Raw genomic sequence first — 11854 nt, forward strand, 5'->3', positions numbered from 1 at the left:
CCGCCGTCCGCCGTTTGGACGTGCCGATGAGAAGCGGCTCGTACCGGATGCACGGTGTCGTTTCCGGCTGAATACCGACCCTCTGGCTCCGGGCGGAACGGACGGGTCACGATTCGACCGGCGTCGACGCTCCTGAGCCGCTGTCTTCATGGATCGGAATCGGCACTTTCGGCTGTCGTCATGGCAGCGTACTTCGTGGTACGAGCTGTGGGAGTGCTGAACGCGAAAGGGGTCTGGGAGCCTTCGACGGTGGATGATCTCTACCTGGTGCTGCGGTCGTTTGCGGATATGAGCGAGGACCGCGCTCTGGCGGTCGCGCGGGCGTTCGATGCCCATCCGTGGTTGCGTCCCGTGAAGGTGGGTGGCGACCCTGCTCGGATCAAGGTCGAGCCGACGATGGAGGCCCTGTTCGCCCGGCAGGGGCTGCCCATCGAGTGGCTGACGGTGCGGCGCGATGGGCAGTATGCCGACTTCGAGAGCGGAGAGATCGACCTTCTCGGTGGGCGTGGCGGCTGGATCGGCATGCCGGAAGCGGGCGAGTACAGGTACTCCCTCACCGGTCACGGGGTTGCTCAGCACTGGCTGCCCGTGACGATGAGCGAGCCGGCAGCCGTGGAGGAGGTCGCCGCGCTGTTCGAGGAGCTGGCGATCGCCATGGACGCGGCCTACGGCTATGTCGTGGCCGACTCCTGGAGGCCCCGGGGGCTTACCGGAAGCATCGACGTCGGACTGCCCGGGGTGTTCTGGTTGAACTACTTCGGGCCGGCGTTCCTGACCGCCGGATCGGAGCTCGACGTCGCCAGTGGTGCACGGACTCTGCCGACCGGCGGGATATTGGTCCGAACGACCGAGGAACCGTGGCAGCCGTTCGAGCACGGGATCCCCGCATGGCAAACCGAGCTTCGAACGATCCTGGGCGAGCACGCGTTCCGGACGCTGTCCCCGAACCCGGTCCTTCCCACGATCGACCAGCACGTCGCCGCGTCCGCGGGGACGATGGAGATGCCGTGGGTCACCTCGCTGGCGAAGCGGGCCATGGAGGATCGAGCAAAGAAGCACGCCAGGGCGCGGAAGCGGCTCGCCAAGGCGCTGGAAGGGCGGAGCGAACCGGCCTTGGCTGCCGATGCCGTCGAGTGGTCGACCTCGTTCGACCTGCCCGACTGGCAAGACTTCGCGAAGCACTTCACGCGAAAGCTGCGTGGTGACTTATCGACTGCCCTCGGAAAGGCCGCGATCGCGGTCGTCACCACCGCTCCCGTCGACGATGAGGGCAGCGTCCTGCTGGAGACCCGGCTCGGACCAGTCCGCCTCGGCTGGTTCATCGACGACGAGGGCACCGTTGATGCCTGCGTCTTCGGCCCCAGCACGGTGCAAACTGTGCGAGCAGTGGTTCGAGTAGTACGAACACGCGCCTTGGCTCCGGGCCGCAGCCTCGAGCCATCCGCGGTATCCCCGCTCATCGGCAGAAGAGTGCGGCTTCGTTGCGCATCGGTTTGCGGGCATTCGGGCTTACCAGAACTGATGGGCGTCCGCCGAGCATCAAGCGGGAGCAGGAGAACCTGCGTGGCAAGGGCGTCGTCGTGGTCGCCGACAAGGACCGGCCGCCGTTGCCGTTCGTTGATGGCACCTTCGACCTGGTCACCAGCCGTCACCGGATGGCCGCCCACCGGCGAGATCATCGTGTCCTGGCGCCGGGCCGGAGGTCGCCGACCTGAGGGCCCGTCGAGTTGAAGATGGAGTTCGTCGACGTCGGCGCGGTAGTCCGTTTCCTGCGTAAGGTCACCTTTTCGTCCCGGACTTCACCGTCGAGAACTACCGCGACCGCCTGACCTCGCTTCACGAGCGGATTCGGGGCCGCTGGGTCGTTCGTCGCCCGTTCCGGTAGCTGATGGTTCAGCTGCGATTGACGTTGATCTGCCAGGCACATCTGCTCATCGTGCACGCTGCTGTGGGGTCGGCCACGTGGTGACTGCGAGTACCGTGTGCGATGTGATCACGAGGTGTCCGCACGGCTGGTTACTCCCCGAGGTCGAGATGGCCTGTCTGGACGACATGGAGGTCGTGCTCCGGTGCGAGGACACCCCCTCGGTGTCGGTGCGTTTCGCGGAACGGCATGCGGCAGTGGAGCCCAACGACCGCAGGATGTTCTTTGCTGTCGGCGCGCAGGCACCCGGGCTGGACGTCCGGCTGGAGGGCGTCACCAACTTCGTGGTGGGGCGAGGTCTCGTTCGTTTCATTGACGGCCTCGACTCTCGCGGTTGGCGGGGTGAACAACGCTGGGTCAACGCTGATCGCGACCTGAAGGTCAGCGCGAGGTACGAGTCCAGCGGGCATGTTGCGCTGACGTGGACGCTGCGGCCATGGCGTTCTGCCTATGGTGGTTGGGAGGTCGCGGTCGCCACATGGCTGGAGGCCGGTGCGGCGAAGGATGATCTGGTCACCCAGCTCGGCGACTTCATGACTGCAGAAGGATTCCCTGTCGACTACCACGAGAGCGACAACGAGTTCAGCTGACCAACGGCCCGGGCCGAAGTGCGCCATGTCGACTGGATCTCGGTAGCAGCGATGCTGCCGAGACGGCCGACCTGCTGCTGTTCTCGCCCCACTGGTTTGTCACCGCCGCCGGTCGTTTTCTCCGGCGAGGCTGGAGGTAAAGCCGAACCAGGCATGAGCAGTTGTTCGGACCATCTCGGCCGGTTCAGCGAGATGGCCCTTGCACGCGGAGCTGGAGCTGGCTCCACGTCGTCGGCTCCGGTTGGAGCCGCTGCCAGTCACCGCCCACCGCCCGGAGTGTTCCAGCCCGACGGTTCGGGCCGGTCCATCCCAGCGGTCGCGGGACGCCACATCGGTTGCAGCCGTGGTCCGTCAGGCGGCTCGATCGGGTCGCCGAGGTCAGTGAACCCGACGCGCTCGTACAGCCTCCGGTCCCGTGGCGAGCTGGCCTCCAGGTAGGCCGGCAGCCGCCTCAGCTGCTCGCGAAGCATGGCGTCACCGATGCCCTGCCCGGCGCCGGTCCGAGCCGACCACGATGTTCAGCAGGTACCAGTACGCGCCGGCCTTCGGGTGTCGCTGTCCGGTGAGCTCGATCAGCAGTTCCATCCGGTCGGCATACTCGCCGTAGGCGTGCTCGATGAACTGGGCGCCCTCCGGGCTTGCAGGCCCGGCGTGCCGGTTCCTTGCGGTGGTCGATCCACTCCCGATCGAGATCCCGGCGACCGCTCCCGGCTCGTCCTCGGCGATCAGCAGCTCCCCGGAGTGGAGAATGCTTTCCAGGTGGGCCACCATCGTCTCCGGCCAGGTGCCGATGGTGAGCCGCTGCCGCGCGTCCTCGTCATCGATCACCCAGCTCAGGACGGGGTCGTGCAGGTTGGCCGCGGTGTAGGGCTCGGCGACCGCCGGCGGTTCGGCCCGCTCGGGTCGGCGGGCCGTGATCCGATGATTCGTCATGACTCTCCTTCGAACTTTTCGGAACCCGTCGGATTGGCGCGGGATTCGTGGCCAGCACGCCGGGAACAGCAAGGTCGCCAGCCCGTGTTCGTACGAGCGGTGACCGGAGAAGCGTTGGTCGACGTGTCCGCGATCGCCGAAGGCGCCGAACCGGAGCAGGCACACGCTGCCATCGCCGCTCTGAGACTCCACTTGCCCAACGGTCAACGAACGCGCCGGCAGGCGGCGGTGTCAGGACCCACCCACCACCGGCGCCGGACGAGACCTCTTCGGCCGGCCGGCGCTGTACCGCGACGACAGTCGCGCCTGCGCTCAGGCACGCGATGAGTTCCGTCCCACGCGCCCGTCTATATCGTCCACGACAGCCAGCTCAAGAAGGAGATGAATTACATGCACGGCGCGATCACCCACCTCATCGCCGGCGTACCGGTATCCGATCTCGACGCCGGCATCGACTGGTACACGCGGTTCTTCGGACGGGCCCCCGACATGCGCGCCGGGGATGAGATTCTCTGGGACATCGATGAGCATGCCACGCTCTTCATCGAGCCGAGCGCGACGCGAGCGGGTACAGGCCGGATTACCTTCGCTGTCGCTGGACTCGACGCACTCCTCGACCGCCTCGTTGCCCAGCGCATCGACCACGAACCGATCGAGACCTACTCGAACGGTGTCCGCCACGTGAACGTCCCTGATCCGGACGGGAACGCGATCGCGTTCGCCGAACCGCCCGACGCTTCGAGATCGTGACCTCGCTCGGGCCTCGCCAGGGAATTTCGCGGCGGGATGTCGAGAACCCGCGCGCGGCTCCGTCCCCGCAGCGAACACCGCCATAATGGGCCGTACCTCACCAAGGAGAACATGATGGCCAAGTACCTGCTGCTCAAGCACTACCGGGGCGCGCCGGCATCGGTGAACGACGTGCCGATGGACCAGTGGACGCCGGAGGAGGTCTCGGCCCACGTGCAGTACATGCGGGACTTCGCCGCTCGGCTCGAGGGCACCGGCGAGTTCGTGGACAGTCAGGCGCTCTCCGCGGAGGGCACGTTCGTCCGCTACGACGGCGAGGGTCGGCCGCCCGTCACCGACGGCCCGTTCGCGGAGACCAAGGACCTGATCGCCGGCTGGATGGTGATCGACGTCGAGACCTATGAGCGGGCGCTCGAGCTGGCCGGCGAGTTGTCCGCGGCTCCGGGTGCGGGTGGCAAGCCGATCCACGAGTGGCTGGAGCTACGCCCGTTCTACGGCGAATCTCCGACCATCACGGAGTGACGCACGATGCCCATGCTCGACCCTGCAAGCAGGTCTTCGGGGTTCATGCTCGACCCTGCAAGCAGGTCTTCGGCGTCCATGCTCGACCCTGCAAGCAGGTCTTCGGTGGACGAGGTTCTCCTGCGGACCCTCATCCCCACCGTGATCGGCATCCTCGTCCGTCGCGGGGCTGACTTCGCGGCGGCCGAGGATGCCGTGCAGGACGCCCTGGTCGAGGCGGTGCGCGTGTGGCCGCACGGCGCACCGCGCGACCCCAAGGGCTGGCTGGTCACCGTGGCCTGGCGAAAGTTCCTCGACGCCGCCCGCGCCGATACCTCCCGGCGGCAGCGCGAGGTACGCGTCGAGGACGAGCCCCTGCCCGGCCAGGGCGTGGGGGTGGACGACACGCTCCAGCTGTACTTCCTGTGCGCGCACCCGTCCCTGACACCGGCTTCGGCCGTCGCGCTCACGCTGCGCGCGGTCGGTGGCCTGACCACGCGGCAGATCGCGCAGGCCTACCTGGTGCCGGAGGCGACCATGGCCCAGCGGATCAGCAGGGCCAAGCGGACCATCTCAGGTGTCCGGTTCAACCAGGCCGGGGACGTCGCCACGGTGCTGCGCGTGCTCTACCTGGTCTTCAACGAGGGCTACTCCGGCGACGTCGACCTCGCCGCCGAGGCGATTCGGCTCACTCGCCAGCTGGCGGTCAAGACCCACCATGAGGAGGTCGCGGGCCTGCTCGCGCTCATGCTGCTCCACCATGCCCGGCGCCCGGCACGGATTGGTCCCGGCGGCAGGCTCGTGCCTCTCGCCGAGCAGGACCGCGGCCTGTGGAACACCCGCCTGATCGCCGAGGGCGTCGACGTGCTCCAGACGGCCCTTGCCCGCGACCGCCTTGGCGAGTTCCAGGCCCAGGCCGCCATCGCCGCGCTCCACGCCGACGCTGCGACAGCCGAGGAAACCGACTGGGTGCAGATCGTCGAGTGGTACGACGAGCTGGTGCGCCTCACCGACAGTCCGGTGGCCCGCCTCAACCGGGCCGTCGCGGTCGGCGAGGCCGACGGCCCGCGGGCAGGCCTGGCCGCCCTGGCTGGGCTCGACCCCGCACTGCCCCGCCACACCGCCGTTGCGGCGTACCTGCACGAGCGTGACGGTGACCTGGTGACCGCAGCGCGGCTCTACGCCGAAGCTGCCCGATCAGCGCCCAACCTTGCCGAATGCGAGCACCTCACCCGTCAGGCCGCACGGCTCAACGCGCAGCTGCGCGGTTGAGCGGCGACGCAGGCATTCACCGACCCGCTAGGGAGGGCCTGCTCACCCCGTTGCCAGGTCCGGACGGCTCCACCCGACCGTCCCGCCGGGGGAGCGTTCGTCCATCTGCGTGGCCGGCCGACTCCCGCACCGCTTGTCGGCAGGGTCCTGCGGTGGCTGGCTTTTGCCGGCACTATCGGGAGCGCAATCGCGACGATGCCCGCCGCACGGGCGGACAGCGAGATCGTTCCCTACCGCCTGATCGGGCCTGTCCTGGCAGGTCTCGCGGCGGTCATCGCGGATGTGACCGGTAGGGCAGTCGGCATTCTCACGGCTGTGACGGCGCTGGTGATGGCGGCTTGGGGCCTGTTCCTTGCCATGTTCCTCACCCCGTACTTCGTGTCTCCCGCGCTGCCACTCGGAGCAGCGGCGATCGCCTCGATCCGTCCATGTCGGGTCGTGAGTGCGTAACAGTGTTCTAACTCGTGTGCGCACTCACGAGAGGTGACCAGCTATTCTAGCGCTAGAGTATGGCATGTCTTCAGCTCTGACCGACGGCGAGCTGACGGTGCTCGGGCTGCTCGTCGAACAGCCTCGCCACGGGTACGACCTGGAAAAGGTCATCGANCTATTCTAGCGCTAGAGTATGGCATGTCTTCAGCTCTGACCGACGGCGAGCTGACGGTGCTCGGGCTGCTCGTCGAACAGCCTCGCCACGGGTACGACCTGGAAAAGGTCATCGAGGAGCGGGGAGTACGCGCATGGACGGCGCTCGGCTTCTCCTCCATCTACTACCTGCTCGACAAGCTGGCCAGGCGTGGCTTGATCGAAGCGACCGGCGCTCCGTCGTCCGGAAAGTCGCGCGCCACCTTCCGTGTCACGGCGTCGGGTCGCGAACTGTGTGCTGCCGCCACGCGGGAGGCGCTGACAACGCTGACACCGATGCGGGCGCGGGTACTGATCGCGATGGCCAACAGTCCAGGCTTGCCGGATGCGGACGTGGTGACCGGACTGACCCGGCGCCTGGACGCGCTGCGGAAACAGCTCGCGGAGGTCCGGACAGCACGTTCCAGGCAGGAACCGTTGCCTCCAGCCGCCTCGGCGATCTTCGACTACAGCGAGGCCATGCTCAAGGCTGATTTCGGCTGGACCGAAACCACACTGGGCACACTGACCAAGGAGACCGCAGTGGAGAAGTACGACGTCAAGAAGACTCACAAGGAGCTCTACTCTCCGCCGTCGCGGGCGTTCACCGTCGTCGACGTGCCCGAGTTCCGGTACATCGCAGTCGATGGCCGAGGTGATCCGAACACCTCGCCTGCGTATGCGAACGCGATCGAAGCCCTGTACGGGGTGGCGTACGCGCTGAAGTTCGCCAGCAAGAGAACCCTCGGCCGAGACTTCGTGGTCGGCCCGCTGGAGGGATTGTGGCGGGCGGACGATCCCACCGTGTTCGTCACGCGACGCAAGGAGATGTGGGAGTGGACCATGATGATCAGCCAGCCGGCCTGGATCACCGAAGACATGGTTCAGGGCGCAGTCGACAACGTCTCGAAGAAGAAGGCCATCCCCGCGCTCGGAGACATCAGGCTGCTCACCCTCGTCGAAGGGACCTGCGTCCAGATCTTGCACATCGGCTCCTACGACGACGAAACTCCTATCCTGGATCGCCTCCACAACCGCTACCTGCCCGAGAACGGCCTCACCTTCAACGGTGACCACCACGAGATCTACCTCAGCGACGCACGTCGTACCCCACCCGCCAAGCTCAAGACGATCCTGAGGCAGCCGGTCAAGACCAGGTAGCGAGCCGACGTACCCGACTGTGGGGAGCAGCGATGGCAGAGAGCCTGTGGACGGTTCTGCGTGACCTGAAACGCGTTCGGCGTGGTGGCATCGAGGAGATCGCCGCCCGTCAGCGGAGCCGGCTGGCCGAGCTGGTCGCCCATGCCAGGGCCAACTCGCCGTACTACCGCGAGCTCTATCATGCGTTACCGGAGCGTGTCACCGACACGACCACGCTGCCGATCACCACCAAGGCCGAGCTGATGGACCGGTTCGGCGACTGGGTGACCGACCGCGCGATCACCCTGGACGCGGTGCGGGAGTTCATCGAGGACGACGAAAACGCCGGCACGCCGTTCCTCGGGTCCTACCTGGTCGTCACCACCTCGGGCACCAGCGGCGAACGCGGCGTCTTCATCCAGGACGACCGGATGTTCAACGTGCTTTCCGCGATCACGGTTGGCCGTGCCACCGGCCAGTTCCTGCGCGGCAGGCACGACTACTGGGGCATGGTCAGCAACGGTGGGCGCACGGCGGCGTTGTGGGCCACCGGCGGCCACTTCGCCGGTTACGCGACCGCGCGGCGACTGATGCTGCAGCGCCCGTCCCGGCGGCGCAAGATCCGGATCATCTCGATACACCACCCGCTGGAGCGGATCGTGGCCGAGCTCAACGAGTTCCGGCCCGGCATCCTCAACGGTTACGCGAGCGCGATCGCACTGGCCGCGCGGGAACGCGAGGCCGGTCGGCTGAACATCGCACCGGTACTGGTGATCACCGCGGCGGAGGGCCTGCCACCCGAGGAGTATCCGAGGATCGCCGAGGCGTTCGGGGCGAAGGTTCGCAACCAGTACGCGTGCGCGGAGTTCATGGGCCTGGCGAACGGCTGCGGGGAGAACTGGCTGCACGTGAACGCGGACTGGGTGATCCTGGAGCCGGTCGACGCGAAGTTCCGTCCGGTGCCGCCGGGGGAGCGGTCACACACCGTGCTGTTGACCAACCTGGCCAACCGGGTGCAGCCGATCATTCGCTACGACCTCGGCGACAGCATCACGGTACGGCCGGACCCCTGCCCCTGTGGCAGCCCGCTACCCGCGATCCAGGTGCAGGGCCGGACCTCCGACGTGCTGGTCTTCACCGCCGAGAACGGCCGCGAGGTGCGGCTGCCCCCGCTGGCGCTGGGTACTCTGGTGGACCGCACGCCGGGCGTGTCCCGGTTCCAGATCGTGCAGGACCAGCCCACCCGGCTGCGGGTCCGGCTGGAACCGTCCGGCGACCGCGACGACGGACAGGTCTGGTCGGCGGTGCGCGGCGCCATCACCGACCTGCTCGCCGAGCACGGCGTCCGTGACGTCGAGGTGACCAGGGACGGCGAACCACCGAGCCGGTCGGCCGGCGGGAAGTTCCGCCCGGTGTACTCCGAACTCGCCGGATAGCCGACTGCCGTCACCGCGACGACGTCGGCGGGTGTACCGGGAGGCCGGCTCCCAGGCCAGGTGAGCCGCGAACGCGTCAGCCGTCCTTGGCGACGCGGAATCCGGTGTTGCCGCTGGTGCTGTCCGCAGTGTTGCCGGTTCGCGCGGCCACCCGGTACCGGTTGCAGTAACTGTGGTGGCACAGGTAGGAGCCGCCACGCACGACGCGGAGGTCGTCCGGTTCGGTGCCCGGCTCCGGCCCACGGGGATACACCGCCGAGTGTTCGGTGCTCCACCGGTCGGCGCACCACTCCCAGACGTTGCCTGCCATGTTGTGCAACCCGTACCCGTTGGGCGGGTAGGCATCCACCGGCGCCGTGCCGCGGTAGCCGTCCTCGGCGGTGTTCCGCACCGGGAACCGGCCCTGCCAGATGTTGCAGCGGTGCTCGCCGGCCGGGCTGAGCTCGTCACCCCACGGGTAGATCCGTTGTTCCAGGCCGCCCCTGGCGGCGAACTCCCACTCCGCCTCGGTCGGTAGCCGGGTGTCCGCCCACTGACAGAAGGCGTTCGCGTCGTGCCAGGACACGTGGACCACCGGGTGGTTCTCGCGGTCCTGACAGGTACTTCCCGGCCCCTCCGGTGCGGCCCAGAACGCACCTCGGACGCCACACCACCACGGTGTGCCCTCCGGCCGCGGGGAGACGCGCCGCAGTTCGGCGGGCAGGAAGCCGGCGAAGACGTACGACCATCCGAACCGCTCGGCGTCGGTGCGGTAGCCGGTCGCGGTGACGAACGCGGCGAACTCGGCGTTGGTCACCGTGTGGGGTGACAGCCGGAAGGGATCCACCCGCACCGTGCGGACCGGGCCTTCACCGTCGGTGGCGAACGCGTCGGGGTTGTCGGTGCCCATGAGGAACTCGGTACCGGGAATCGGCGCCAGCGCCGGATCCTGGCGCTCCCGCGCGGCCGGAGCGACTGCCGGGCGTGGCTGGTTCGCCGTGACCTCGCCGCGGGGAGGGGCGCAGCAGCGGGCCGCCTTCATGTGAATTCCCTTCGGTTGCCGGATACGGATGATCAGCCGACCCGCCGGGGCCGCACCGACTCTCCCGGTGCGGGACGAGCGACCTTCGGCAACCGTGAGTCTGCCCGCTCGGGCAGGATGTCGGCGGTCTCGGCGAGCCAGCGGAGCAGCACCTGGGACATCCTGGCCTCGACGTCGGACGCCTCCGGGTTGCCGGCGAGATTGTGCGCCTCGTCGGGGTCGGCGGCCCGGTCGTAGACCTCGGCGGGCTCGTACAGCCGCCAGACGTAGGTCCAGCGGTGGTCCCGCACCGCGAACGCCTTGCCGACGGCGGCCGGCCGGTCGTGCTGCAGTGCGGACTTGAGGTCGTAGGGGAACGGCGAGCGCTCGAGCTTCGGCTCCTCCTCCGCGAGGAAGCCACCCTCGCTGAACACGTACTCGCGATGCCCGGCGCCCGGGTCTCGCAGTACGGGCAGCAGGCTCCGGCCGAAGTGCTGGTGGCCGGGCTCGATCCCGGCGACGTCGAGCAGGGTGGGGAACACGTCGATCAGCTCCACCATGGCGTCGATCGTCCCGGCCGCGGGCAGGCCTCCTCCGCTGAGGATCACCGGGTCGCGCGTGAGGCAGCTGTGCAGCCCGGACGGCCACTTCTCGATCACGCCGAAGTCGCCGAGGTACTCGCCGTGGTCGGAGAGGACCACGGTCACGGTGTCGTCGGCGGCACCCGCCTGGCGTACCGCGGCGAGCAGCCGCCCGACGTGGTGGTCCAGCCGCGACACCATGCCGTGGTAGGTGGCTGCGACCTCCTGCCACATTTCCGGGGTCACCCGGTCGGTGCCGTAGTAGTCCCGGATTCCTTGCAGGTAGGCGGGTTCGGGCCCGCTGCCGGACACGGGCTCGGGCTGCGCGTCCCGGTCGTGCAGGGAGAACCACGGCTCGGGGGCCTGGAACGGGCAGTGCGGCGCGACGAGGGGGGCGAACAGGACCCAGGGCTGCTCGGGCGGCTCGGCGAGCCACTGCTCGGCCGTGCGGACGGCGGCCTCGTCGAAGTCGATGTAGTCCCGGTCGAGGACCCGTCCCCGGTAGAACAGCCGACCCCATGCGTCGTCACTTGCGCCGGGCAGTTCCGGTCGCTCGGTCGTTGGGTGGCCCTCCGCCCAGCGGCCACTCGTGGGCCGCACGGAGAAGCCGTGCTCGTCCACGGCCAGCTCGGTGGCGCCGGGGCCGAACGTGTCACCGCGTTCGCCGGTCCACGTCACGTGGTAGCCGTTCTCGCGGAACGCGCGCAGGAAGTTGGGTTCCTCCGCGCGCAGGGGAGTGCCGAAGGAGCGGTGTCCCGCCGTGTGCGGATACCAGCCGGACAGGAACGACGCCCGGCTTGGCGCGCACACGGGGTGCTGGGCGAAGGCGTTGGTGAACGCCGTGCCCTCCGCCGCGAGCCGATCGAGGTGCGGGGTGCGGGCGAGCGCGTTGCCGAACGCGCCGAGCGCGTCCGCCCGGAGCTGGTCGGCCACGACGATCAGAAAGTTCGGCCGATGCCTCATCGTTATCTCCTCGCCCTTCTCGGTGGACTGACCAGCCGATTCACCTTCGGCTCCGGTCGCGCGCACCTGGTTCCGGCCCATGAGGTCCTCATCTCACTCTTGTACCTTACCGAGTACTTGGTAAGGTAACCGCGATCACA

12 protein-coding genes are annotated in these 11854 nt (G+C 68.3%); 8 read left to right on the forward strand and 4 right to left on the reverse strand.

Features of this window, described 5'->3' with window-relative positions; translation table 11 throughout:
- Nucleotides 1-180: 180 nt before the first annotated feature.
- A complete protein-coding gene (locus JAP66_RS30230) occupies nucleotides 181-1731 on the forward strand; it encodes a hypothetical protein (protein WP_199435285.1) in 1551 nt (516 codons plus the stop codon).
- 258 nt (nucleotides 1732-1989) lie between these two features.
- Nucleotides 1990-2514, forward strand: a complete 525-nt coding sequence (locus JAP66_RS30235; RefSeq protein WP_199435286.1) for a DUF6228 family protein — start codon at nucleotides 1990-1992, stop codon at nucleotides 2512-2514.
- Between the two features lie 257 nt (nucleotides 2515-2771).
- Here the strand turns inward: JAP66_RS30235 and JAP66_RS30240 are convergent, their stop codons facing one another.
- Nucleotides 2772-2984 (reverse strand): hypothetical protein, encoded by a 213-nt coding sequence (locus JAP66_RS30240; RefSeq protein WP_199435287.1) that lies wholly within the window; start codon nucleotides 2982-2984, stop codon nucleotides 2772-2774.
- 4 nt (nucleotides 2985-2988) lie between these two features.
- Nucleotides 2989-3447, reverse strand: coding sequence for a hypothetical protein (locus tag JAP66_RS30245; RefSeq protein WP_199435288.1), 459 nt, complete (start codon nucleotides 3445-3447; stop codon nucleotides 2989-2991).
- Between the two features lie 390 nt (nucleotides 3448-3837).
- Between JAP66_RS30245 and JAP66_RS30250 the strand changes: the two genes are divergently transcribed.
- The 6 genes from JAP66_RS30250 to JAP66_RS30280 all read left to right on the forward strand — a co-directional run bounded on the left by JAP66_RS30250 (nucleotide 3838) and on the right by JAP66_RS30280 (nucleotide 9170).
- On the forward strand, nucleotides 3838-4197 hold the full coding sequence (locus JAP66_RS30250) for a VOC family protein (protein WP_210770797.1): 360 nt from the start codon (nucleotides 3838-3840) through the stop codon (nucleotides 4195-4197).
- Nucleotides 4198-4311: 114 nt separating this feature from the next.
- A complete protein-coding gene (locus JAP66_RS30255) occupies nucleotides 4312-4719 on the forward strand; it encodes a YciI family protein (RefSeq protein ID WP_199435289.1) in 408 nt (135 codons plus the stop codon).
- Between the two features lie 105 nt (nucleotides 4720-4824).
- Nucleotides 4825-5970 carry an RNA polymerase sigma factor gene (locus tag JAP66_RS30260; protein WP_199435290.1) on the forward strand — a complete coding sequence of 382 codons (1146 nt, stop codon included), beginning with the start codon at nucleotides 4825-4827 and terminating at the stop codon, nucleotides 5968-5970.
- A 195-nt stretch (nucleotides 5971-6165) separates the two neighbouring features.
- Nucleotides 6166-6420 carry a hypothetical protein gene (locus JAP66_RS30265; RefSeq protein ID WP_199435291.1) on the forward strand — a complete coding sequence of 85 codons (255 nt, stop codon included), beginning with the start codon at nucleotides 6166-6168 and terminating at the stop codon, nucleotides 6418-6420.
- Nucleotides 6421-6633: 213 nt separating this feature from the next.
- Complete coding sequence (locus JAP66_RS33100; RefSeq protein WP_307849783.1) at nucleotides 6634-7755, forward strand: GyrI-like domain-containing protein; 1122 nt, start codon at nucleotides 6634-6636, stop codon at nucleotides 7753-7755.
- Between the two features lie 32 nt (nucleotides 7756-7787).
- Entirely contained in the window at nucleotides 7788-9170 is a 1383-nt protein-coding gene (locus JAP66_RS30280) for a phenylacetate--CoA ligase family protein (RefSeq protein ID WP_199435293.1), read from the forward strand.
- A 76-nt stretch (nucleotides 9171-9246) separates the two neighbouring features.
- On the opposite strand, the gene JAP66_RS30285 is transcribed toward JAP66_RS30280, so the two are convergent.
- Together JAP66_RS30285 and JAP66_RS30290 are read right to left on the reverse strand one after the other, a co-directional pair.
- Nucleotides 9247-10191: a formylglycine-generating enzyme family protein gene (locus tag JAP66_RS30285; RefSeq protein WP_199435294.1), complete on the reverse strand. Its 945-nt coding sequence runs from the start codon at nucleotides 10189-10191 to the stop codon at nucleotides 9247-9249.
- Nucleotides 10192-10223: 32 nt separating this feature from the next.
- Nucleotides 10224-11714: a sulfatase family protein gene (locus tag JAP66_RS30290; RefSeq protein ID WP_199435295.1), complete on the reverse strand. Its 1491-nt coding sequence runs from the start codon at nucleotides 11712-11714 to the stop codon at nucleotides 10224-10226.
- Nucleotides 11715-11854 lie beyond the last annotated feature (140 nt).

It is taken from the genome of Qaidamihabitans albus (assembly GCF_016464705.1).
GTDB classification, from domain to species: Bacteria; Actinomycetota; Actinomycetes; order Mycobacteriales; family Pseudonocardiaceae; genus Qaidamihabitans; species Qaidamihabitans albus.